Annotated in this window: 16 protein-coding genes and 1 CRISPR repeat array; of the genes, 5 read left to right on the top strand and 11 right to left on the bottom strand. The window is 73.4% G+C overall.

The window, feature by feature from the left end:
• The first annotated feature begins 72 nt into the window (after positions 1-72).
• The 3 genes from ACFU6K_RS00170 to ACFU6K_RS00160 are packed head-to-tail and all read left to right on the top strand — an operon-like array spanning position 73 to position 3,091.
• A complete protein-coding gene (locus ACFU6K_RS00170; protein WP_380659977.1) occupies positions 73-1,419 on the top strand; it encodes a type I-E CRISPR-associated protein Cas7/Cse4/CasC in 1,347 nt (448 codons plus the stop codon).
• A 29-nt stretch (positions 1,420-1,448) separates the two neighbouring features.
• On the top strand, positions 1,449-2,342 hold the full coding sequence (gene cas5e / locus ACFU6K_RS00165) for a type I-E CRISPR-associated protein Cas5/CasD (protein ID WP_380659976.1): 894 nt from the start codon (positions 1,449-1,451) through the stop codon (positions 2,340-2,342).
• Positions 2,339-3,091 carry a type I-E CRISPR-associated protein Cas6/Cse3/CasE gene (locus tag ACFU6K_RS00160; RefSeq protein ID WP_380659975.1) on the top strand — a complete coding sequence of 251 codons (753 nt, stop codon included), beginning with the start codon at positions 2,339-2,341 and terminating at the stop codon, positions 3,089-3,091. Before cas5e ends, ACFU6K_RS00160 begins: the two co-directional genes overlap by 4 nt.
• Before the next feature lie 540 nt (positions 3,092-3,631).
• Positions 3,632-3,965: a CRISPR direct-repeat array (repeat unit 29 nt; unit sequence ATCTGCCCCGCGCATGCGGGGATGGCCCC).
• A gap of 630 nt (positions 3,966-4,595) precedes the next feature.
• Here ACFU6K_RS00160 and ACFU6K_RS00155 read toward each other — a convergent pair.
• On the bottom strand, positions 4,596-4,973 hold the full coding sequence (locus ACFU6K_RS00155) for a hypothetical protein (protein ID WP_380659973.1): 378 nt from the start codon (positions 4,971-4,973) through the stop codon (positions 4,596-4,598).
• Between the two features lie 364 nt (positions 4,974-5,337).
• On the opposite strand from ACFU6K_RS00155, the gene mobF reads away from it, so the two are divergent.
• Positions 5,338-10,386, top strand: coding sequence for a MobF family relaxase (mobF, locus tag ACFU6K_RS00150; protein WP_380659972.1), 5,049 nt, complete (start codon positions 5,338-5,340; stop codon positions 10,384-10,386).
• A 191-nt stretch (positions 10,387-10,577) separates the two neighbouring features.
• Positions 10,578-10,886, top strand: coding sequence for a transposase (locus ACFU6K_RS00145; protein ID WP_380659995.1), 309 nt, complete (start codon positions 10,578-10,580; stop codon positions 10,884-10,886).
• Positions 10,887-10,947: 61 nt separating this feature from the next.
• On the opposite strand, the gene ACFU6K_RS00140 is transcribed toward ACFU6K_RS00145, so the two are convergent.
• From ACFU6K_RS00140 to ACFU6K_RS00095, 10 genes are all read right to left on the bottom strand, one after another.
• A complete protein-coding gene (locus ACFU6K_RS00140; RefSeq protein WP_380659971.1) occupies positions 10,948-12,582 on the bottom strand; it encodes a hypothetical protein in 1,635 nt (544 codons plus the stop codon).
• Between the two features lie 225 nt (positions 12,583-12,807).
• The gene (locus ACFU6K_RS00135) at positions 12,808-14,025 is read right to left on the bottom strand and encodes an endonuclease domain-containing protein (protein WP_380659970.1); all 1,218 of its coding nucleotides are present in this window, start codon (positions 14,023-14,025) and stop codon (positions 12,808-12,810) included.
• Positions 14,026-14,247: 222 nt separating this feature from the next.
• Positions 14,248-14,631, bottom strand: a complete 384-nt coding sequence (locus ACFU6K_RS00130; RefSeq protein ID WP_380659969.1) for a hypothetical protein — start codon at positions 14,629-14,631, stop codon at positions 14,248-14,250.
• A gap of 29 nt (positions 14,632-14,660) precedes the next feature.
• The gene (locus ACFU6K_RS00125; RefSeq protein WP_380659968.1) at positions 14,661-15,164 is read right to left on the bottom strand and encodes a hypothetical protein; all 504 of its coding nucleotides are present in this window, start codon (positions 15,162-15,164) and stop codon (positions 14,661-14,663) included.
• A gap of 133 nt (positions 15,165-15,297) precedes the next feature.
• A complete protein-coding gene (locus tag ACFU6K_RS00120; protein ID WP_380659967.1) occupies positions 15,298-17,112 on the bottom strand; it encodes a hypothetical protein in 1,815 nt (604 codons plus the stop codon).
• Positions 17,113-17,215: 103 nt separating this feature from the next.
• Complete coding sequence (locus tag ACFU6K_RS00115) at positions 17,216-17,746, bottom strand: hypothetical protein (protein WP_380659966.1); 531 nt, start codon at positions 17,744-17,746, stop codon at positions 17,216-17,218.
• A 15-nt stretch (positions 17,747-17,761) separates the two neighbouring features.
• The gene (locus tag ACFU6K_RS00110; protein ID WP_380659964.1) at positions 17,762-19,504 is read right to left on the bottom strand and encodes a type IV secretory system conjugative DNA transfer family protein; all 1,743 of its coding nucleotides are present in this window, start codon (positions 19,502-19,504) and stop codon (positions 17,762-17,764) included.
• Positions 19,501-21,030: a type VI secretion protein gene (locus ACFU6K_RS00105; RefSeq protein ID WP_380659963.1), complete on the bottom strand. Its 1,530-nt coding sequence runs from the start codon at positions 21,028-21,030 to the stop codon at positions 19,501-19,503. Before ACFU6K_RS00105 ends, ACFU6K_RS00110 begins: the two co-directional genes overlap by 4 nt.
• A complete protein-coding gene (locus ACFU6K_RS00100) occupies positions 21,030-22,559 on the bottom strand; it encodes an SCO6880 family protein (protein ID WP_380659961.1) in 1,530 nt (509 codons plus the stop codon). The genes ACFU6K_RS00105 and ACFU6K_RS00100 overlap by 1 nt, the downstream gene beginning before the upstream one ends.
• Positions 22,556-24,412, bottom strand: coding sequence for a hypothetical protein (locus tag ACFU6K_RS00095; RefSeq protein ID WP_380659960.1), 1,857 nt, complete (start codon positions 24,410-24,412; stop codon positions 22,556-22,558). The genes ACFU6K_RS00100 and ACFU6K_RS00095 overlap by 4 nt, the downstream gene beginning before the upstream one ends.
• Between the last annotated feature and the right edge of the window lie 5 nt (positions 24,413-24,417).

The raw sequence follows: 24,417 nt of genomic DNA, 5'->3' as shown, positions 1-24,417 counted from the left end.
GCAGGACCGGCAGGACCGGCAGGCCGAGCACGACACGTACACGATCCCGACCGACCATAAGGACACGACCGCGTGACCGCAGACGCCCGAAGCCCGTTCCTCTCGCTCCACCTCCTGGAGACGCTCGTCGCCGTGCTCCCGGTCAGGGACGAGAACGGTCAGCCCAAGTCCCTCGTGTACGGCGGGTTCGAACGGCACATGATCACCAGCCAGGCCCGGCGCCGCGCGGAGCGGGTCTACGCCCGCAACCGCGCCAACGCCGGCATCGGCGCCCTCAAGGGCCGGAGCATGGGCACTCGGACCAGGGAATGGGCACTCCTTACGGCGGCCGAACTCTCCTCCGAGCACGGCTGGGAGAAGGAGGAGGCCCTGACCACGGCCCGTGCCGTGATCGAGGCGAGCGGCCTGAAGTTCGGCGACCCGGCCAAGAAGACGGTGGCCAATCTGACCAAGGTGCTGATCTTCGCGCCCGCCGACGCGGGCACCAGGATCGCCCGGCACATCGCCGAGAACGCCGACGAGCTCCGGCCGTGGCGCGACAGCTACGTCGCCGGCCAGCAGAAGGCCGCGAAGAAGCCCCGCCGCGGAGCGGCGAAGAACGGCGAGGAGCAGGAGAACGGCGAGGAGCAGACCGCCACGGAGCCCGGCACCACAGGCCTCCCGCCGCTCCCCAAGAGCACGCGCAACGCCGTCCTGCTCGCCATCGCGCCCCGTGACGCCGTGGACATCGCCCTCTACGGGCGCTTCCTCGCCGAAATCGCCGATTCGCCGAACGTCGACGGGGCAGTGCAGACGAGCCATGCCTTCACCGTGCACGCCGCGGAGCAGATCGAGGACTTCTATGCGGCGGCCGACGACGCGAAGCTCGACCGCAAGCGCAACGCCCTCAGCTTCCTCGACACGGCGGACGACGCGGGCGCGGGCATGACCGGTTACCAGTCGCTGATTTCCGGGACCTTCTACCGGCACGCCGTCCTGGACCGGCGACAGCTTCGCGCCAACCTCCGGCAGGCCGGAATGGATGCGGAGGAGGTGGAGGAAGCGGCGACCGCAGCCGAGGCGGAGTTCGTCAACGCCTTCGTCGAGGCCGTCCCGGAGGCGAAGAAGAACTCCACCGCCTCCACTGGCTCGCTTCCGGCACTCGTGCTCGCCTTCGAGGGCGAGCGCCCGTACAACTACGCCGCCGCCTTCCAGAACCCTGTGGACGAGAACCCCGAGAGCAGCGGCGGCGAGGGCCCGGCCGGCCAGGCGGCGGTCCGCCGACTGATGCGGCACCACCTCTTCGTCAGCAAGCGCCGCGACGACCTGCGATCCGCGCGCGTCCTCACCTACGCCCCGGAGATCGCGGACCTCCTGGAGACGGTCGACCTCTCCGGCGCAGTGGACGTCGTGGACACCATCAAGGGCCTCACCCCGTGACCGGGGCCCCTGTCGCGACCGCTCCCAGTGTGACGACCGGTACCAACGCGACGCCGGACGCACCGCAGCACGTTCTGCTCATCAGACTTGCCGGGCCGCTGCAGTCCTGGGGCATCAAAGGCCGGTTCGCCCAACGCGACACCCACACCCGGCCCACCAAGTCCGCAGTGATCGGCCTCTGCGCGGCAGCCCTCGGCCTCGACCGGGAGGACCCGCTCGACGAACTCGGGTCCGTTCTCTTCGGCGTCCGCGCCGACCGCCCCGGAACGCCGATGCGGGACTACCACACCGTCGGGGGCGGAAAGTATCCCGTCCGCCCACGCGACCTCGTGACGGACCACCGCCGGGCCGCGGCCCTGGAAGCGCTCGGGGAGCAGGGGGAGGGCACGGCCGGATCCTTCGGCAGCCATGCGTTGGCATCCTGGTACGGCGCGCCGAAGCGGATCGCGGCGGACCCCCGTTCCGGGGCGCTGGTCGCAGGTGACGTGAGCCGTCACGCCATGATCACCGAGCGCTGGTACCTGTCCGACGCAGCCTTCCTTGTCGGCCTCCAGCACTCCGACCGTGCACTGATCGAACGGATCGCCCACGCACTGGAGCACCCGAAGCGCCTGCTCTGGCTGGGCCGCAAATCCTGCCCGCCCTCGGGCGACCTCTTCGTCGGCATCGCCCCGGGCACCCTGGCGGAGGTCTTCGAAACCCGGGCACTGCTCCCGTCAGCCGACGACGGGCAAGCGCCGCCGAACGTCGCCCAGACCCGGTGGGCCTGGATCGAGAGCCCGCACCCGCTGCCGGGCGTCGGGCCGGTCCGTGACCAGCCCGAACGGTTCCTGGCGAGCGGCCCCGTCCACCGGCAGCGCTGGGAGTCCCGGCACCGCATCACCATCGCCCCACACGCCACCGAATGGGACATCATCCCGTGAACACCCCGCGCACCACCGAGCCCGTACCGGCCCGTACGGCGGCCAGATTCGTCGCCACCCACACTCTGATCACCCTGGACGCCAGGCACCCCTTCACCGCCAAGTCGCTGATCGACGCCCAGGACATGCACCGGACCGTCATGAGCGGCTTCCGCGGCTGGGTCGACGACGGAAGCCGGGACGCCCGCGCCCAGATGAAGGTGCTCTCCAGCTGGACCGTCGACCTGAACACCGCCCGGCTCTCCCTCGTCGTACAGTCTGCCGTCCCCGGCGACTGGAGCGGCCTGCCCCGGGCGGCGCTGGTCGAACCGCCGCACAGCCTGGTGGTGGACCGCACCTTCCGCACCGGGGACCGGCTCGACTTCCGCACGGTCGTCAACCCGGTCAGCAGCCGGCCGGCCGGGCAGCCAGTCGCCGGAGGCGGCCGAGGCGGAAGGGGTGTACGGGTGCCGCACACCCGCCCGGAACACGTGAAGGCCTGGTTCGCCCGCCGCCTCCAGCCGGCCGGCGAACCCGCGGTGGCCCCGGACGGAGTGGTCCGGCTCGGCGTCGACTCGGACATAGAACGGCTCGCCCTCCGCATCCTCCCGAAGGTCTCCAGCCCCGGCCCTCACCGGGGCCTGCTCATCAGCCGGGCCGAGATCCGCGGCACTCTGACCGTCACGGACCCGCAAGCACTCACGGCCGCCCTCACCCACGGCTTCGGCCACGCCCGTGCCTACAGCTGCGGCCTGATCCTGGTCCGATGACTGCCTGATGGTGCTCACTGGGGCCGGTCGGACTCGGCCTGGCATCCTGGCCGGTCTTGGAGGGCGGCTACCTCCACAGAAACACCATTATGGCGTGAAATCCCCTTTCTGGAACGGATATCAGCTCAGCCTTCATTCCAATCCGCCAGGCCGACACCCGCACCAGCAGTGTTGCCGAACCCCCGCCTACTCGCTCGGAGTAGGTCGCATCGGGATCTCACTAATCGGCCCCGTGTGAGCGGGGTGGCCCCGCCCCGCTGCGCACGGTTGAGCTGCCGTTGTGCATCGGCCCAGCCTTTGGGCGGATGGCTCCGTCGATCCGGAGTTGGTTGCCAACCCAAACGGGTCGTCTCCGCAGGTGCGAGGTGCCCGGCTGGTGAGGTCGAGCCGCGGGCCGATGGCACCGTGCAGTTGGCCGTCGCGGAGCTGCGGGTGCGAGGGGTTCGTTGCCTGCGCGGGTGTGCCGATAAGGTGGGCATTGCGGGAACCGAACTGAATGAACTGGCATACTCTGCGGTGAAAGACTGCAGGTCAGGAAGTATCTGCCCCGCGCATGCGGGGATGGCCCTCCCCGACTGCAAGTGCGGCGGGGAAGGGCACGATCTGCCCCGCGCATGCGGGGATGGCCCCTCGCCGAGGTCGAGAGCGGCGTCGCGCCAGTTATCTGCCCCGCGCATGCGGGGATGGCCCCTGCCACTCGGAGAGCCCGATCCGGTCGCCGAAATCTGCCCCGCGCATGCGGGGATGGCCCCAGCGGGTCGATCGTGGAGTAGGGCATGACCATATCTGCCCCGCGCATGCGGGGATGGCCCCCGCGACGACATGAAGAAGCTGAAGGCCACAGGATCTGCCCCGCGCATGCGGGGATAGCTCCCTGCTCGACGACCCGAACGGCGCGAGCGACCAGTCAGCCCGCGTGCGCGGGGGCGGTTCTGAGTTGGCAGAGGGAGCTGTTGGTCGGCTTCGGATCTGCCCCGCGTGTGTGTGGCGGGTGTCTTGCCGACACGCCTTGGTGTGACGCCACGTCAGTAGCGGGCAGCAGGCCACGTGCTTGCGGGCCATTCCGCCGGTGGTTCTCTGGGGCCGTCGGCCTACGGGAGGTCCTGATACAGAACGGGGCTGCGCCCTACTCGGCCTGTGGGCGGTGGCGGAGACCGGTGCGGGGTGGTGGTGGAAGGAGACGGCGATGGTGGTCGGGCCGGACCATCCTCGGAGGCGATAGAGAGGGCTTGGGGGATGTCGTCGGAGGCGGCGGTGGAGGTGCGGAAAGCGATGCGGGAGGCACTGGGCGGGGCGTGGCCCAGGCGGTGGCTGTCCTCGACACGGTTCGGGTGCCGGTGTCGGCGGACAGCGAGTTTCGCCGGTTGCCCTTCGTCGTTGGTGGTGCCGGGGCCGACGGTGAGCCCGCGCGTTGAGGGCGTCATGCGTTCGGCGCAGTGCCTCCGTCAGGCCGTGCGGACGGAGGCGGATCGGGCGGCGTGCGCGGGTTGAGGAGCCTCGGTCATCAAGCGTCGGCCGGCTCGGGTTCCGCGTCCTGGCTTTCGCCACTCGCCGGCGCTGCTGCGGGGGAGGGGAAGGCGAGCTTCGCCATGCGTGCGGAGATCTCCTTCCGGCCTTTCAGCGCGGCCTGCACATCGCGCTTGGGGATCCCGGCCGTCTCCGCGAGTTCCTCGATGTCGCCGTCGAAGAGCGGCACGGCCTTCTCCAGTTCCCTTGCGAGCTCTCCCTGGGCCAGCTCGACTCGCTCCTTGGCCCTGTCGATCGCGGTCAGGGCGGAGGTCTGGCGGTTCTGCCGCTGCCGGAGGTCCTCGCGTTCCTGTTCCTGGCGCCGCTTCAGGGTGGCGCGCCGGTCGATCATCTGCTCGTTCCTGTGTGAGGTCATGGCGCGATCCTGGCGTCCCACCTTGCCCGAGTACAGCACCTTCGGGTGAGCCGCCTCGCGTTGTCGCTCGGCAGAAGGAATACGCGTTCCGGAAGTCCCCGATCACGAGCAGATCGGAAGGCGACGGAGCGACGACCAGGAGGGGAGAGAGGCGATCGAGGAAGAGCAGCGGACACGGACGAGGTGCCGAAGCGAGAGCGAACAAGCAACTAGCCTGATCAAGAACAGCACACCTCTTGCTATCCGCCGTTGATCCCGAAGGAGCGCGCCAGGTGCCCTGCTCCGTCGGCCGCCCGAGCGACCGGTACGTCGTCGGCGCTCCGGTGCGTCGGAACGGCGCCGGGGTCGGGGTCGGGGTCGGTCGATGATCACCCTTCACCCGATCAGTGCGGGCAGCGGCATCGACTACCTGCTCTCCACCGTCGCCGGCGACGACGTGAGGATCGGTACGCGGTTGCTGGCGGCCCACTGGGAGGGTGGCGGTGACACCCCCGGCGTGTGGCTCGGGGCGCAGGCCGCCGAACTCGGCATCGCCGGCCGGCGGGTCACTCAGGAGGCCGCCGACGCCCTCTTCAAGGACGCCCTCAACCCTGTCGACGGCAGTCCCCTCGGCCGGGCCTGGACGCGCTACCCGAGCGCCGACGAGCTCTACGAGCGGTATGCCGCCGCCGAGCCGCAGGCCACCGAGGAGCGGCTGCTCCAGCTGCGGGCGAAGGCCGAGAAGGAGGGCAACCGGACCGCCCGGTGCGGGTGGGAGATGGTGTTCTCCCCGGTGAAGAGCTTCAGCGTGCTGTGGGGGTGCGCCGGTGACGAGGAGCGGGCCCGGCTGGAGGCCGTCGAGGAGCGCGCGTTCCGGCGGGTCTTCGAGCGTGTCGAGCGCGAGGCCTGCATCACCCGGACCGGCCCGACGCCCGCCTCCCAGGTGCAGGTCCGTGCCAGGGGTTTCATTGCCTGCGTGTTCGTCCACCGCAGCAGCCGGGCGGCCGATCCGGCGTATCACCGGCACCTGGCGATCAGCAGCAAGGTGCGGGTGGAGGACGGCCGCTGGCTGGCCCTGGACGCGCGCCATCTGCACCGGATCGCGGTCGCCCTCTCGGAGGCCTACACCGCCGAGCTGGAACGCGAGATGCACGCCGAGTTCGGCATCCGCGCGGGGGCGCGCCAGGACAGCATCCGGCCCGCGAAGCGGCCGGTGCGGGAGTTCCTGGGGGTGCCCCTGAGTGCGGTGCGCGGGTTCTCCCAGCGCCGTGAGGCCACCGAGCGGGCCCTGGCCCGGATGATCGCGCAGTTCACGGTCCGGGAGGGCCGCGCGCCCGAGCGCGCCGAGCAGTACAAGCTGGCCCAGGCCGCCACCCTCGAGTCCCGTCCGGCGAAGACCGCGACCACCGTCGACGGCGAGCGCCGGCAGTGGCGCCGCCGCGCCAAGGCGTACGGCATCAGGCGTCCCGACAAGCTGCTGCGGGCCGCCGCCCGTACCTCCGCCACCCACCCCGCACCGGGCCCCGATCCGATGGTCGTCCCGAAGGCGATCGACGCGGTGCTCGCCGAGCTGGAGAGCCACCGCGCCACCTGGACGCGCGCCAACGTCGAGGCCGAGGCGTGCCGACGGCTCACCGCGCTCGGCGCCCACCTGTTCGACGACTACCACCGGGTCCTCGTCCGCGCCGTCGACGGCGTCCTCAGCCCCGTCCGGTGCGAGCTGCTGACCCCGCCCGACGCGGTCCCCCTCCCCGCCCGGTACGCCCGCTCCGACGACCGTCCGTCGCTGTTCGCCGAGGTCGGCGCCCGGGTGTGGACCTCCCACGGCATCCGGGCCGCCGAGCGGAGCCTTGCCGAGGCGTCCACGACGCCCGTGCCGGTGCACCGCCTGACGACCGGGCAGGTCGACCGGGTGCTCGCGGCCGGCGAGGCCGGGCGCGGTTTCGCGCCGTCCGACGAGCAGCGCGAGGCGGTCCGCCGGATCTTCGGAGCGGACACCCGGGCCATGTGGGTGGTCGGTCCCGCGGGCACCGGCAAGACCACGATCATGCGCCTGGTGAGGGAGGTCGCGCAGGCCCACGGGATCCCCGTCATCGGCCTGGCAGGCGGCCAGGTCCAGGCCGACCTGCTGGCCGCCGAGGCGGGCATCCGGGCGGAGAACATCGCCAGGTGGCGGACCATGTCCGAGCGGTACGGGCGGGGCCTGCGCCACTGGACGCTCCAGCCCGGCACGATCGTCATCGTCGACGAGTCCGGCCAGGCCTCCACCACCGATCTCGCCGCGCTGCTCGGCCAGGTCCGGCAGGCCGGCGGGCGGCTGCTGCCGATCGGCGACCCGCGCCAGCTCGGCTCGCCCGGAGCGGGCGGAGCGCTCGCCGACATCGAGGAGACCGTTCCCGGCGCCGTCGTCCGCCTCACCGAGGTCCGCCGCTTCCGAGACCCGGGCGGCAGGGTCCGCCAGTGGGAGGTCGACGCGGCCCGCCTGCTGTCCATTGGCGACGCCGGCGACGCTTTCGACGCGTACGACCTGCGCGGGCGCATCCACTCCGGCCCGGCCGCCCCGGTCATGCGGCAGCTCTTCGAGGACTGGCGGCGGGACGTCGAGGACGGCCTGACCTCCGTCATGATCGCCGCCACCGTCGCCGCCGTCGCCGAGCTGTCCCGCCTCGCCCGCGAGGACCGCATCGCCCGCGGCCTGGTGGACGACCGGCGTACGGCCGACCTCGGAGACCGCGGGCGTGCCGGCGCGGGCGACATCGTGGTCACCCGCGTCAACGACCGCCGCCTGGCCACCGCCGACCGGCGCCAGTGGGTCCGCAACGGCGACACCTGGAGCGTCGAGGCCGTCGGCGCCGACGGCTCCCTGACCGTGCGCCACCAGCGCACCCGCCGCACCGTCACCCTGCCCCCGGCCTACGTCGCCGACGCCGTCGACCTCGGCTACGCGATCACCTCCGCGCGCTGCCAGGGCGTCACCGTCGACGTCGGCCGCGCCCTGCTCGACACCGGCTGGAACCGCAACGGCGCCTACCCGGCCCTCACCCGCGGCCGCTACGGCAACCACGCCTACCTCGTCACCCAGGAGCCCCCCGACGAGGACAGCGGCGAACCCGGCCACCCGCACACCGCCCGCGAGATCTGGCACGCCGTCGTCGAACGCGACGGCACCCAGCTCTCTGCGAGCGCCACCGCCCGCCGCCAGGAGGAGCGGGCCCAGTCCCTCGCGACCTCCACCAGCCGCCTCGTCCACGTCCTCGACGAACTCAACGCCGAAGCCGCGCAGCAGGCGGTCGCCGCACTGCTCGGAGGCCGCGCCGCCGCCCGCCTGGCCGCCGCCGAGGCCTGGCCCGCCTTGCGTGCCCGGTGCGCGTGCCTGGCCGACGACGGCTACGACACCGACCGGCTCCTGCGCGCCGTCTGGGCGGACGAGCGGGGCAACGAGACCGACCACCGTACCGGCCGGCCGCTGCGCGACCTGGCGGCCATCGTGGTCGCCCGCCTCGACGCCCTGGTCGAGCACCGCGGTGAGCGCTTCCGCCTGCCCGAGGGTGCGCCCCGTCCCGCGACCGCCCCGACCTACTGGGCCCCGCCCTCCGCCCGGCCCGGCGCCGCGCTGTTGGAGGCGATGGGCCTGGTGCTGCCCGACGCCGACCCCGGCGACCGGCGCGTCACCCTCGCCCACGACCTCGCCGCCCACGCCACCGTCCGGGCGGAACGCCTCGCCGCCCGCGCCCGCGCGAACGCCCACACCGGCACCGGCTGGGCGGCCGCCTACGGGCCCGAACCCACGGACGCCGACCGGGCCCGCCCGTGGGCCGACCGGATCGCGGCGGCCGCCGCCTGGCGCGATCTGGCCGGCTTCCGCGCCACCCGCGCCACCGGTGACGCCCCCACCGCCGCGCGCACCGAGCAGCGAGGCCTGTGGCGTGCCGCCCAGCTCCTGCCCGACGAGCAGCAGCACGCCGCCGAACTCGCCGCCACCGGCCCCACCTGGCTCGACGTGCTCGGCCCCGCACCCGCCCCGGCCCACCCCCACCGCCCGCTCTGGGACAGGGCGGCGGCGCTCGTCGCCGCCTACCGCGGCCTGTGGGACCACGGACATGAGACGCAGGCGCTCGGCGACCGTCCCGAGGAGCCGATCCAGGCCGCCGACCACGACCTCGCCCGGGAAGCGGTCACCACCTGGCAGAACCGCCCGGCCCCGACCGTCGTCGACGAGGAGCAGCGATGGTGGGCCACCGCACGCGGACGGGCCGCCCGCATTGAAGCGGCCGAGGCCGCCGACGCGCTGGCCGCCGTCCACGCGGTCCGGCGCCTGGCCGCCCGCGCACAGCAACAGGCCGACGACGAGCGGGTCCGCGCCGCCGCCGCGGGTCGGACGGCCGCCACCGACGACCAGCGCGCCCGCGCAGCCGCCCTGCAGGCACGGGCGGACGCGCACACCGTCCTGGCCGGCCGGGCCGCCGACGCGCTCGCCGCCGCCGAACGGCGATGGGCCCGTACTGCCCCCGACGGCCTGCGGGCCAGGGCCGAAGCCGGCCGCGGCCGGGCCGCCGAACAGCTTCGTACCCGGCAGCCGGCCGAGCCTCCCGACCGGCAGCGCCCTGTCCCGGCCGGCCTTCCCGCCTGGCGGGAACGGCCGTTCGGTGGCTGGTCGGACGCCGAACTCGGCGCGGCCCTGCGGACTGCCCTCGACCGCGCCGCGCGCCTGGACCGGGCCGCGGCCGACGCCGAGGACCGTGCCGCCCGTGCCGAGGCCCGGATGCGCGACGGCGGCCGCATCGACCAGCAGGTCCGGGCGCTCGTCGCCCGCGTCACCGGCGCCGCCCGGCTGCGGGCGGCCGATGCCGTACTCGCGGACCTGACCCGGCGCCGGGCTCACCTGGCCGCCGAACTCGCCGCCGCCGACCCGTCCGGCCGTCCCGCGTTCCCGGGCGGGGAGCGCGAAGACCTCGTCGAGCTGCGGCGCACCCGGCAGGCGGAGTTCGAGGCCCTGCTCCAGGCCGAGCACCACCACCGGCTCCTCCGCGCCCAGGCGCTCGCCGACATCGGCGACCCCGCCGGCGTCGAGGCCGCACTGGACCTGTGGGCACGGGTCGGCGGCTCCGCCGAGGCCTACCGCGACCACCTGCGCCGGATCGCGGACCAGGACGCCCGGCACCACCACCGCACCGCCCACGAGTACCGCGACCGGGCTGCTCGCCTGCGCGTGCGGGTCGGTGCCCTGTGGGAGGAACAGCAGGCGCGTACGGCGATGCCGGCCGGCGAGCGCGCACGCGAGGCGGCCGAACGCCTGCCCGCCGTCCGGCGGCGCCGGGCCGAGAAGCGGGAGACCGCCGTGCGCCGGCAGGCCGGGCTGCGTGGTCCGCAGGCGGTGCACCGGTACTGCGAACGCCTGCCGCTCGACGGTGTCCCGCCCTCCTACTGGCGGTAGTGGTGCCCCCGGCCGGCCGTTGACAGCCGTGAACCCTAGTCGGACTCAGACCGTCCCCAGGTCATTGCCTCGGTGTACCGACGGTATGAGAGGGTGTTCTGCGAGTCTTGGGCGATTCTTGTAGTCCTTGAAGGGACTGGTTCCCGCGAAAGCGCCCGGAAGGTGGGCTTCCCCCGCGAGAACTCCGCGACCTGCAAGTCCGTGTCCGCACCGAGCAGCAGACACCCGAGTGGAAGGCCCGCTACACGGTCCGCTCCGGTATCGAGGGCACCATCGACGAGTTCGCCCACGGACACGGCATGTGCCGCTGCCGCTACCGAGGCCAGCCGAAAGCCCACCCGAAGCACGTACTCAGAGCCATCGCCGTGAACATCGAACGGCTCAGCGGCCGGCCAGTCACCGGCGAAGCCCCGTCACCGCGACCGCCGACCGCCTTCCGGACCTTCCTGGACGAGAACGACGTCGCCCGGCCGAAGTCCTGGCGAACCCTTGGCACTTGAGCCCGATCAACCAAGATCCCCGACAGAGTCAAGCCAGGAGGGCTCACGCGTTCGGGACAACTCACGCGTTCCACAGTTCGGCGAGCAGCGCCTGCACGAGGGGGTTCGAGCTCGTGGGATGCGCGCAGAAGTAGTTCTTGAACTGCACCGCGATGTTCTTCGCCTCCGTGCGGATTGCCGGAGGGTCGTAACGCGCGTACTTGTAGACCCACATGACGTAGAGCGCCGCGCGAGCGAAGCCGCTGCCGGGTTCGAACGTCGCGTCCATGCCGTTGTTGACGGCGGGAGCGCCCGTCCACGCGGTGCACGTGGCGTGGCCGGGGTCACCCGGCTCGTTGTGTCGGCTCTCGTGGTTGAACAGGTACAGCGAGTGGACGTACGGAGCGGCCACGGTAGGTGTCGCCGGGTTGTTCCACCACGTGGTGAACGTGCGGTTGAGGTTGATCACTCCGCCGCCCGCCATGTTGAGCGGGGTGTCCAGCGAGACCCGGACCGTGTGCGTGTTCAGCCGCACCTGCTCGTAGGCGGTCGCGGCCGTCCCGTAGGGCAGCGGCTGGGAGAACCGCTGGTGGCGTAGGACGTCGAGCTTGGCGATGACGGCGGTGCGCGACGGGTTCGGGGAGGTCTGGTCGAAGGGAAAACCGGGATACGAGGCCCACTGCTGGGTCGGGTCGCCGGAGGTGCCGTCCACCCAGTAGAACGTGAAGTCTCCGAGCACGCGGCCGATCTCCGCCGGCGAGGGTGGCGTCTGGTACAACGCCCCCAGGTCAGCGAACACGCGTACGGTGACGTTCTGCTTGAGGCGCTCCTTCGAGGCGGTGATCACATGTGTACCGGGTGACAGTGTGACGGTCGGCGAGCCCGTGCCGAGCGCGCCGTCGATGCTCGACTGCCAGGCGATGCCGTCGCTGTTCCAGGACGGCCCGGTCGCGTTGAGGATGTTCGCGTCGAGCGAGGTGGTCTCGCCGCTGACGAAGCGCTCTCCTTCGAGCGGGCCATTGATGTTCATGGACCCGCCGAACCACGGGGACATGCTGATGCCGGCGTGGTTGAAGTTGTACCCGAGGCCCATCCGCTTCACGACGCTGCCGCTGAGCGAGAGCGTCCACAGGTAGGAGAAACCGTCCTCCTCGTTCGCCACGAAGTAGAAGAGGTTCTCCGACGGTGAGTGGCACAGCCCGCCGAACACGCGCAACCCGGCGCCGAAGAGCTTGGTCACGGTGCTGCTCGTCTTGACGGAGTAGAACCAGGTGAAGTTGTCCTGTGTGATCAGTGCGTAGAAGGTGTCGCTCGCCTGCACGTAGGTCAGGCCGACGGCCACGCCGAGGGCGATCGTGAACAGTTCGCTGGCCTGCCCGCTCATGGTGATGCGGTAGAGCTTGACGGATCCGTTGACGTTCGAGAGCGCGTAGAAGCAGTCGTCCGCGCCGTGGTAAGCGATCCCGCCGGTCATGTTCTGGCCGGTCGGGCCCAGGATCTCCAGCGCTCCGGCCGTGTTGATGCTGCACAGGAGCGGGCCCTCGGGATTGGTCGGCGCCACGGTGTAGTAGAGCCGTGTCGCCGGCTTGTACGTCAGCCCCGCCAACTGCCGCGCCGGGGTGATGGGCTGGTTCTTCACCGTGCCCTGGATGTCGATGGTGGTCCAGGTGGGATCGGTACCCGGGTACTGGGAGCCGATCGTGTACATGTCGATCATGCGAACCGCCGCTTGCCTAGAGGATCGCCGTGCGGGCGAAACTGCCGCAATGCGGACAATGCTGGCACGGGTGTCGGGGCAGGTGTGCGAGGCACGAACGTTTACCCGGGTGACGCAGGGCAGCCCCGCGTCGAAGGTGTTGGGCAGCCCCAACGGCGGTTCGGCGACGACGCGGTCGTCACCGGTTCTACCCGGGCAGTCTCGGATCGACGTACTCGATCACTGTCAGGCGTGCTCGGCCGCCAGGTCCGCAACCCACCCCGAGACCGTCTCTGCCCCGACGGTCTCCGCCCAGCGGACCTCCCGGCCGGGGTGGGCGGTGCATTCCAGCCGGGCGAGGAAGCCGCCCTCCGGCAGCTGCTCAAGTACGGCCGAGGGCTCGGTAGCGCACCGGCCGTGCCGCGCGGTGGCGCGCAGTCGGGCGGCGGCCAGCGCGGACAGGTGTTGGAGCGGAAGGGTGGTGGCGGTCCGGCAGCTGTTGCATTCCAGCAGGTGCCGCACTGCCGGTCCGTTGTTCCAGAAGGTCCGCCAGAGGCCGTGCCGGGAGTGCTCCGCCTGGTTGCAGCTCGCGCACGCCGGCCCGCGGACGAAATCGTGCGAGGGCTCGTGGCAGTGGTCCCAGACGGCAGCCTGCCGCAGGCCACACACCGCGCAGAGGTAGCCGTCTGCGCGCGTCGCCCGCCGCCGCTCGCTGGTGTACCGCACGCCCCGCATCGAACCCCCGTACAACGGGTGTTCGCCGCCGGCGCAGGCGGGGCACTGGGTGATCCAGCCGTCCGCGCCGGACGACCGCCACTCGTACTGCTGGGCCCGGTTCGCCATCATGCCGCACCCGGCACACCGCCGCGCCCGCGCAAGCAACGCCAGGTGCCCGGCACGCCACCGGTCCAGGACATCCGCCCACTTCGAGGGGATGCTCCACACACCGGCCCGGCGGCGGACCACGTCCATGACGACGACTCCCGCCACCACCAGCGGGTCGCGCCCGTCGAGTTCCCGGACGGCCCCGAGCAGGAGCCGGTTGACCTCCTTCACGGCCAGGCGCTGCGCCGCAGGGGCGAGTCCGGCGTCGAGGAGTTCGGTTGCGGGCGCGCGGCGGCGGGCCCGCGCGGCTCGGTCGACGAGTTCGCCCTGGACGGCCAGGCGCCAGTTGTCGTCGAACCGGCAGTCCCGACTCAGCTCCGTCCACGGCAGCCCCAGCGGAACGAGTCGGCCGGGTGCGGCTGCCACCGCCGCGAGCTCCCGCAGAGCCCCTTCGAGCTGGGCCTGGTCGACGTGCCACACCCCGCTGCGCTTGACGCCGGGCAGAGCCGCGGCGCCCAGGTACATGTGGCCGGTGTCACGAACGAAGTCGGGGTGGAGGCTGTTGGCGGCGAAGCGCAACGCGGGCGCGGTGAGCACGGACGCGGCCGTCGCTCGGGCAGCGGCGAGGGATATCAGCACGTGGGCAGGGTGCCAGAACGTACTGACACACCACCTCGGAGGAACCATGGGAGTGTCGAGCCGCCATCACCAACCACTTGCTGTCCTGGTGCCCCCGCCGATCGGGCCAGCTGGCAAGGTCCCGGGCGAGAGAACCCGGGCAGCGCGGACATCGGCCAGGAGCTGGTTGTGGACCTCTCGGTAGTGGGGGAGGGCTCCATGAGGCAGCCCGTGCCGGTGAGCTCAGTCGACGGCGGGAAGGAGACGGAGATCGCCGACCTGACGGGCCTCCACCTTGGCCTTCTTCTGCCGCTGTGCCACGAGCTGGTCCCTGTAGGCTGCGGCGGCTCGCTTGTACGCCTTGACGAAGTCGGGGTGGTCGAGGTGGTGTTCCTTCGGCATGAGGGTGATGGCTGCGACGAAGTCTTCGGGGCTGCGGTAGGGCGCAACCATGGGGCTGAGCCGCTCCAGCGGGCGCAGCGGGGCCAGGACGGGCAGGGTGTCGCTGGACCGTTGCCGGGCGCGGGCCTCGGGTGAGGTCGTGGCCATGAGGTCGGCCAGGCGCCGGGCGGGCTCTGTGGGGGCGGGCTCGGGGACGGCGGTGAGGTCATCGGGACTGCTCGTCATCGTGGGGCGTGGTGCCCGGGATGGGTGGATCAGCTGCAGGCTGTCGTCCACGACGATCCATTCGGCCTGCTGGTCCTCGCCCCAGCGGGCGAGGCGATCCAGGGTGCGTCGGGGGCGGGGCGACGGCGGATGGTGATCAGGGCCGAGCGCCAGGTGCCGGCGGCGCGGAGCCAGGCGAGTCGCCAGCAGCGCTCGCCGACATCGGCGATCCCGCCGGCCTCGACGCCGTACTGGACCTGTGGGCACGGATCGGCGGCTCCGCCGAGGCCTACCGCGACCACCTGCGCCGGATCGCGGACCAGGACGCCCGGCGCCACCACCGCACCGTCCGCGAGTACCGCGACCGGGCAGGCCGCCTTCGCCTGCGGATCGATGCCCTGCGTGACGAACAGCGGGCGCGTGCGGGGATGCCGGTTGACGAGCGCGGACGTGAGGCGGCCGATCGCCTGCCCGCCGTCCAGCGGCGCCGGGCCGAGAAGCGCAAGACCATCGTGCGGAGGCAGGCCGGGCAGTGTCGGCGGGCGGCGGCGCACCGGTGCCGCGAACGCCTCCCCCTTGACGGCAACGGGCCCTCATACCGGCCGTAGCAGCGCTTCCAACCGGGGGAATGCGACTCGCGGGCCGCATTCCCCAGGCCGGTTCAGCCCGCCAACGCGGGCACGGGAGTCAGACCGCGGCGTGTGGTGCCCGCTGTGACCGCCCGTTGAACCGCACCGCCGCTGCCAGGTGCGGCGGCATCGTCGGCGTGCCGGTTCCGGCGGGCAGCACGATGCCGGCGGTGGCGGCCAGTCGGCCCGCGTGGACGGCGGCGGCCAGGGCGAGGGTGTCCAGGCACGCGAGGTCGCTGGGCCGGAAGCGGCCGGAGGCGCGAGCCGCTTCTGCGAGGGCCCTCGCCCTCTCCGCGACCTGGTGGTAGGTCCGGGCTCCTGCGGCGGGGCCGTCGGGTAGACCGACCGGGGGAATGTTCCTCCAGGCCGCCCGCAACGCGGCCACCCGGGGGTGCCGGGAGCCGCGCAGGTGGCCGCCCATCTCGGTCGCCGTCCACGCGCTGAGCGCGTCCGCGACCAGCAGGGAGCCGCCGCTCGCGCCCTGCCTGGTCGCGTACGGGGCGTGCCGGGCGGTGGGCGGGGGCGGGGTGAGGCCGGCGGCGGGCGCGATCCGGCGGGTGTGCTCGTCCGCGGCCCGTGTGACGGCGTCCAGCGCCGCCACGTCGGCGCTGCGGAACCGGCGCGCGGTGCGGGCGGCGTCGGCCAGGGAGCGGGCCGCCCTCGCCAGCCGGGCGTAGGCGCGTGCCACCGGCGCCGGTGCGACGCCGGGGCGCGGGATCCCCTGCCAGGCCCTGCGCAGCGCGGCGACGCGCGGATGGGCGGAACGCGCGAGCCGGCGGCCCATCTGTGTGCCGGCCCAGGCGGCGAAGGCCGCGGCGACCCGGTCGGCCCCGTCGGCCAGCACCGCGCGCCGGTCGGCCCGCTCCGCCTTGGCCACCGCCGCGACCTCGGCGTCGAGTGCGGCCAGGCGCCGGGCGGTGGCGCGGTCGACGGGACGGCCGAGGACCCGTGCGGCCAGCGTTCCGGCCCGCCGGGACAAGGTGCGCAGCGCGGTCCAGGCGGGCGTGCCGCCGTAGCCGCGGGTGGTGAGGTCGTGGGCGAGGTCGGCCGCGTGGCGGGCGACCGACCGGCAGGCCGCGGCGCAGATCCCCCGCAGGAGACGGGTGGCCCGGTACTCACCGCCGGCGAGCACCGTCTGCTGCCCGACGGCCTCCTTGACGGCGGCCCAGGCCCCGACGGCCGCCGCCTGGACCGACTGGACCTGTGCCCACTGCGGCAGCGCCAGCCACCACTCCGCGCGGGCCCGTACGGTCTCGATGGCGGAGGTGAGTTCGGCGAGGGCCTGCTCGGGCGGGAGCCCGGCGTGCGCCGCGTCGTCGGGGGCGGGCTCGTGCCGGACGTCCCGCGGGGCCGCTGTCAGCACACCGAGGCGGTCCCGCAGGAGCGCGGCCTGCTCCTGCGGTATGTCGGCGGTGAGTGCCAGCGCGTCGGACACCCAACCATCGTCGGAGGAACGGATCTTCGGGGCGGCGGCCCCGTCGTCCTCGGCCCGGGCCATGCCGTCGTCGTCGGGCCCCGTGTCCAGGCCGTGCAGGGCCGCCTCGTCGTCGGCCCGCTCGCGTTCGCGTTCCCACCTCTCGTGGTCGCGGACCTGGACGTCCCAGAGGTCGCCTTCCTTGACGAGCTGTTCGTAGAGCGAGGTCGGGGCGTTCGGTCCGGTCATCGCGAGGTAGGCGTCATGGGGCCGGAACGCCCCGCCGCCGGTCATGAGCTCCTCGGACTCCTCGCCGCGGTGGACCCAGAGGGACTCCTCTTCGGAGCCTCGCCGGTAGGCGCGCACGTAGGTGCTCCCACCGACTCTCCGGAACTCGACGATCTCGTACACCGGGTCGTCGAAGACGCTGTAGGGCGGTTCGGCGGGCTCGGGTGGCATCAGGTCCATACCTTTCTTCGTGGGTTGATCCGGGTCCTCCTCTGGGGCGGCCGGCTTCCACCGGACCTCGGCGGGCGGGCAGGGTGTCGTCGGATCCGGTGTACTACAGCGGCGGCTCGTCGCTGTTCAGCTCGGCCGCCAGGGCCGGGCTGGGGTGTTCGCGCTCGCGGGTGCCGAGGCCGCCGGGCTCCTCCAGCCACTGCCGCAGGGTCTCCTCGTCCGGACCGCCCCAGGGCCGGGAGACCGGGTCGGCGTGCCCGTTGGCGCACTTCGGACGGCGGGTGGTCGGGAGGAGGTTGTTCGCCGTGATCAGCCAGTCCGCCTCGGCGGTGTCGCGGCCCGGACTGGGGCAGGTGTAGGAGCGGACCCATCCGATCTGCAGCGCGAGGAGGACCTCGATGACGTCCTCGTGCCGGTGCCAGCAGGGCGGTACCGAGGCCCGGGCCTCCGGGTTGACCTCCACCAGCCAGCGCAGCCAGTGGCCCAGCTCCTCCAGCCGGAAGCGTCGCTCCTCCGGCTCCATGTCGCGCAGGACGATCCGCGGCACGGGCGCCGGGTCGGGTTCGGGGACGTCCGCCCATGGATCGGCCGGGTCCAGGCCGTCGTCGGTCAGGTCGGTGTAGGTCTCGGACACGGTGTTCTCGTTTCGTCAGGAGGGCTTGTCCAGCGGGACCGCGACGGTGGGAGGATGGCCTGGCCTCGGCGGGATCACCAGCGGCACCGGGTCCGCGGTGGCGGAGAGGGGCGGGAGGGGCCTGCGGGCGAGGAGCTCGATCAGGTCCGGGTCGGCGTAGGTGCGGCGGAGCTTCACCCGCACCGGGCGCTGGTTGCCGTAGACGGCGATCGCGGTGAAGTCGGGCAGCTCCCGCAGTACGTGGGTGGGGGCGAGGTCGGTCTCGACCAGCTGCTCGGAGGTGGAGCTGCCGCCGCCTCCCCTGCTGGTGGACTTCCTCTTCACCAGCGCCCGGCCGAGCAGGTTGGTGAAGGCCTTCAGCGTCTCGGGGTCGGCGTTGCCGGGCAGCAGCATGCGCAGGCCGGAGGCGTTCATGACGGTGTTGGCGGCCTCGCGGCCGAGCACGCCGATCAGCTGGCTGAGGTCGTGCCACACGGTCAGCACGGTGATGCCGATGCCGCGTCCGACGGTCAGCAGCCTCGGCAGGGCCTTGTAGCGGAAGCAGTTGCCGGCCTCGTCGATGACGAGGCCGAGCGCGGGGTCGAGGGGGCGGCCGGTGCGCTGGTAGCGGGCCTGGGCGGCGTGGACGATGCTCGCGGTGATCGCGGTCAGCAGCGGCGCGAAGCGTTCGCCGTCGGCCTCGCTGGCGATCAGGCAGACGGTGGCGCACCGGTCGAGGACCTCCTCGGCCGTGAAGTCGCTGGCCGCGGCGGTGGCGCGGACCTCCTCGTCCGCGTACACCTTGGTGATCACGCTCAGGGTGAACCTGATGCTCCCGACGCCGTCGGGGTGCAGGGCGAACGCGGCGGCGTAGTCGTCCGCGACGTCGGGGTGGCCGCCGTCGACCAGGATCTCGCGGACCTCGTCCACGGCGTCGTCGGCGAGCGCGAGCCAGCGCCGGAACGTGGTGATGTCCCCGCCGGCGAGGTTGGCGGCCAGCAGCACGCCCTTGACGACGGCCTTGGCCTGGTCGACCCAGGGGCCGGACCGCGGGTCGCCCGCGGTGGAGGCGGCGTCGGCCAGCCAGCCGGCCATCCGGTCGGCGGCCTTGGCGTCCGCGCAGTAGTCGACGGGGGACCAGCGGGCGGTGGGGCGGTCGGGCAGGCCGGCCGGGGCGACGACGTGCACCGGGCCCAGGGCCGCCCGCCGCGCGTACACCACGTCGAGGTCGGCCGCCTTGACGGTGGTCATCACGCAGGGGCCGTACCACTCGGCGGCGATCGGCAGCACCAGCCCCGTGGTCTTGCTGCTGCCGGGCAGGCCGAACACCGTCGCGCTGATGTTCTCCTTGGCGGCGAGGATCCAGTTCCGGCGGCCCTTGCTCCGGCCGAAGGCCATGCGGTTGCGACGCAGGCCGGGCTCCTCGGCTACCCGGAGCCGACGTTCGGTCGCCCGGCCGCCCCAGCGGGCGCCATCGGTGCCGGGGTCGGTGCCGCGGCGCATCCACAGCCACGTCCCGCCCGCGACCGGGCCAGACCAGATCAGCACCAGCAGTGGCCACCACAGCCAGCCCGATGGTGCCGGAGCGAAGGCCGCGCCCGGGCCGCGCAACGGCCAGGTGACGGCGGCGAGGCCGGCGCCGCCGACCAGGCAGCAGGAGTGCCCGGTGAGCAGGGCGGCGGCCTGGGCGGCGAGCACACCGGAGGCCAGCAGCCACAGCACCGCGGCGCCGAGCACGGTCGCGGCCCAGGTCGGCTCGGAGCGCTGGTCGCCCGTCACAGGGCCATCCGCTCGTCCGTGTGGTACAGCTCCTTCTCCTTCTCGGTGAGGTGGAGCTGGACCGGATAGGCGCCGGAGCGGCCGGGCATCCACAGGCCCCGCCCGGCGTGCGCGCGGCCCCAGCCGGAGACGAGCTCCACCTGCGGCTCGGTGAGGCCCACCGCGTCCCGGATCGCGCCCAGGGAGCGGACGTCCTGAGCCATCGTGATCTTGGTGTCGAACGACGAGACCATGTGCTGGGCGATCATCACGGCCTCGGACCCGGCCGGGCCGACCGCCTCGAAGTCCGACAACCGGTGGGTGGCGGCGAGGTCGAAGACCCCGTCGGCCCGGTGCAACCTGAGGTCGGAGTCGAGCTTGCGGATCACCGTGGCGCCGCCGACCTGGAGCGCGCGCCACAGCTCGTCCCTGACGACCAGGCGCTGGGGCCCGCCGGGCTGGTCGATCGCGGCCTGGGTCCAGCTGGAGATGCACATCATGATCATGGCGACGGTCTCGTCGCCGTAGGCGCGGGTGCGGGAGATGTCGATGCTGACCATCGGCGCGGACCAGTCGATGCGGCTGGTGGAGGTCTCCGCCGTGCTGAACAGGTCGCCGACGTGCCCGTCGAGCATGGTGGCCAGCGCCGCCCGGGACGCCCTGGTCGCCTCCCGGGTGGCCTGGATGTCCTCGCCCCGGATCCGCAGTTCGCGCGCCATCCCGGCGCTCGGGTCGCGCAGGGCGGCGTGCACGGCCCGCAGCGTCGGGGTGGCCAGCACGGTGTTGCCGCTCAGCTGGCCGGTGACCTCCTTGATCGCGGCGGAGATCGCCTCCGTCTCCTCCGGCGTCAGCGGCCTGCGCATCTGCAGTTCCAGCAGCGTGCACAGCAGGCTCAGGCGGCGCCGGTGGATCTCCGTCAGGCGCTCGCGCCACTCCACCGGGTCGGTGACGCGCTCCAGCCCGTCGCCGAGCGAGCCGGCGTCCAGAGGGTTGACGCGCCCGGGCAGGCCGGGGCCGAGCTCCAGCGGTTCGCACCCGAGCCAGCGGCACACCCGCCCGTACTCGCCCTTCACGTCACCGGCGATCAGCACCTTCACCCCGAACGCCGCCAACCTCGTGGACAGCGCCTTGATGAGAGCGCTCTTCCCGGCTCCCATGGTGCCGGTGACCAGCACCGCCGGATTGGAGACGATCCTGTGCTGGACCCACGCTCCCGGGTGCATGGAGAACTGCCGGCCGGTCAGGACGTCGTGGCCGATGTAGGCGCCGACCGCGGGCAGGGCCGAGCCGCCCCCGAAGGGGTAGAGGCCGGCGAGGTTGTAGGTGTCGCAGCGGTAGACCTCGGGGGCCGCGACCCGTACGGCCCTCCCGGCGTGGGGGCCTGGCCACCCCAGGACCGGCGTCGGCGCCGCGGCGGCCGGCCGCTGGTGTGCCCGCCGCCCGCGCTGGGCCGGAACCGGCGCCGGTCCGGTCGTCAGGACGTCCGGCAGGCCGATCGAGGGCAGGTCGGTCTCCCCGCGGCGCCTCCAGTCGCGCAGGCGGCCCATCAGATCACCGCCCGCCGCTTCACCGGCAGACCCAGGCCGAGCGGCAGCGTCGCCGCGAAACCCGAGTCCTGCGCGGCGTAGAGCTCTCGCAGGCGAAGGCCGGAGGTGTACGCGTCGCGCTTCAGCCGGGCGGTCGCCAGCGCCAGCTCGCCGGGCTCGTCGACCGTCACGGTGACCACACCGGTGAAGCGCGCGATGCCGTGGCCCGCCGTGCGGGCGTGGTCCTGGTCCTGGGTGTCGACCAGCGCCTTGCGCTCGTCCAGGGACTCGATCCGCCCGCCCCGTGCGCGCACCCGGCGCTTGACGTCGGCCTTGGTGCGCTCGCGGCTCAGCGTGGCCCGGGCAGTACGGGCACCGAGGCACTCGTAGGTGAGGGAGACACTCCGCCGGGCGTTGCCGGAGGCGCTCATCAGCGGGGTCAGCACGCTCGCGTACACCCGGCCCTCGGGCCAGCCGTAGACCTCGAAGCTCGCCGAGACGCCGCTGTCGTGCCGGTAGCGGCCCCAGTGCTGCTCGGCCGCGGCGGGGCCGGCGGCCGACTCGTCCACGCCCGGCGGTGTGCCGGCCCACCCGGGTGCGCACGCGGCCGCCGCGTGGGCGGCGAGCACGGGCGCCTCGCCCGGGTCGTAGGCGGTGCGGATCACCTCGGCGATCTGGCCGACGGTCAGCGTGGCGACGACCTGGAGGTCGGCGGCGGCGATCGCGCCCTGCATCGCGAGCAGCTCGCGCACCAGGACGGCGGTCGCCCCCAGGGTGCCGCCGCCGGAGCTCCTGATGTCCTGGCGGACCCGGGACGCGGCCAGGGTGACGGTCAGGTAGGTGCGGCGGGTGGACGCCGCGGGCGCCGCCTCGGCGGCGAGAGCGGTGACCAGGTCGTGGGCCGCCGCGGGCGCGCCCCGGTCGAGGTGGCCGGTCGTCCAGGCCATCAGCGCGGTGCCGTCCTCGGGAGCGGACCGGTCGGTGACCGAGATCCGCACGATCGGCCCGCCCTCGACGCAGTGCCCCCGGAGGAAGCCGCCCCAGCCGGAGACCCGGGCGTTCACCCGGGCGGTGTCGGCGAGCGCGATCCCGGGGTAGCGCACCTCCATGATCGCCGAGTAGTGGCCCTGCAGCGGGTCGTGGACGACCCCGATCTCACGGCCGGCCCCGGTGGGCACCGTGAGGAACTCCAGGCGGGCCAGCACACCCGGCAGGTCCGTACGCCGCGAACCGTCCGACCGCCGGGGCGCGAACGCACCACTGAAGAACATCGTCTGCCTCCTGACGACAGCAACCTCGAACCGGACCGCGAGGACCGCCCACTCCGCCGCGGTCAGGCCGTACACCCGCAGGTAGACCGCCGCGAGCAGCAGCAGCGCGACCGGCACGGCGACGATCTCGCCCGCCCACGCGTGGGTGTAGACCGGCAGCATCGCGACCAGGCCCGCACCGGTGACCGTCACCAGGCCGCCCAGGCTCAGCTCGCCCAGGTACGGGCCGCGCTCGCGCTGCCAGCCGCCGTACGTCGCCGGCTCCTCGGGGGACGTCACGTTCCCTCACCTCCTGGTGGCGGGTCGGCCGGCAGGGGCTGGACCGGTGCCGGGGTCGGGCGGGTGGAGGCCGTCGGGACGTCCGTCGGGCCGGGCTGCGGGGGAGCAGGCGGCGCGGGGACCTGCGGCGGGCGGGCCGGGGCAGGACGCGGCGTACCGGGAGCCGGAACGGGCGGCGCCGCGACCGTGCCGGGGCGCGTGGTCGACGACCGGGCGGGGGCCCGACCTGGAGACGCAGCGGCCGGGGCCCCCGCGGTGCCCGGCGACCCGGCCGGGGGAGAGGCCTCGCCGGAACGGCTGGGCGGCAGGTTGACGGATCCGCCCATGTCGCGCCCGGAGCTGAGCCCGGCGTGCGCGGCCATCGCGTCCAGGCCGCCGGAGGCCAGCTCGGTGCCCGCCTTCGCGCCCTGAGCGGCCATCAACCCGGCCATCACCGCGCGACTGGCCGAGGAACGCGGGCCGCCGTCCGCCTTGCGCCGGTCGGCGTCGTCCGACTCCAGCGCCCTGGCCAGAGCCGGCCCCGGCGGCGCCGCGCCGCTCCCGGACGGAACCCCGCCGCCGCGGCCCCAGATCGCCGAGGCCGCGGTGCCGCCGACCGCGCCGATGATGCCGCCGGCGACCGACCCGCCGCTGGAACCCCCACCGGCGAACGGCATGAAGCGGGCGGTCACCGGCCAGGCGACGGCACCGACGCCGACGACCAGCAGGCCCCCGACGACGCCCGTGACGGTGGTGGCCGCGCCGACCATGCCCTCCCCGATCAGCAAGGTGATCACGACGACCGGCTTGATCATGACGATCGAGTACACGGCCTTGCGGGCGGTCGGCGCCCACTGCCGGGTGAACTCGCTGATCGCCCCGGCGGCCGACACGGGGAACGCCACGACGAGGAGGTCGAGGGCGTCGTGCCGGAAGATGAACTCGATCCACATCAGCCCGGCGACCAGGCATCCGACGACGCCCAGCACCAGCAGCCAACCGATCTCGGAGACGGCGTCCATCCCGGCGAACAGGCCGCTGATCCGGGCGACGAACTGGTCGGTGGTCTGGCCGGAGGAGCGGATCATCCAGGTGGAGACGTCGTCGGCGGCCCAGATCAGGGTTTGGGTGACGGTGTACATGGCCGCGCAGCTCAGGCCCCACTCGACCAGGCCCGTGACGGCGGTGGCGATCCCCTTGCCCTCGTGCGAGACGCAGGTGCGGGTGACCTCCACGCACAGCAGGATCGTCGCGATGATGGCGGACAGCTGGAGCATCAGGGCGAGGGTGTCCGAGATCCCGTCAGCGTCCAGGTCCACGACGGACCCCTCCAGGACCGCCTTGGCCATCTCCCCGAGCACCCACTTCGCCGAGCTGGAGAAGGTGTGGGCGAGCCGGCTGGTGCCCTCGTCGGCGATCGCGGCGCCGGGGTTCTTCAGGGCGGCGGCGAGGCTGTGCTTGGCGCCGACCATGCAGTGGGTGCTGTTGGTGTGCTGCTGGCACCACGCGGCCATCTCCTTGTCGGCGTTCTCGCAGTAGACCTCCATCCCGGGCAGGGGCAGGAGATCGGCGTCGCAGTACTTGTGCTTGAAGGTGGCGTACACGCAGGTGGTGAGCGGGTCGCCCCTCAGCCCGAGGGCCTGGCAGCCGCCCTCGTCGAGCGGTACACAGCCGCCGCGCGCGTCCATCTGCTCGGCCGGGGGCTTCGGTTGCGGACCGGTGGCGGCCGGCTTCTCGGGCTGCCCGACGGGCCGGGTGTGCGCGGGGCAGGGCGTTCCGGTGATGGCGCCCGGGACGGGAACCGGCGGGGGCGCGGCGGCGAACGCGGCGGCGGGCCCGGTCAGCGCGGCCAGGACGAGAACCAGGGCCAGCATTGCGC

The sequence above is a fragment of the Kitasatospora sp. NPDC057512 genome (genome assembly GCF_042802135.1).
Classification (GTDB): Bacteria; Actinomycetota; Actinomycetes; order Streptomycetales; family Streptomycetaceae; genus Kitasatospora.
This window is presented reverse-complemented; position numbering and strand designations above follow the sequence as displayed.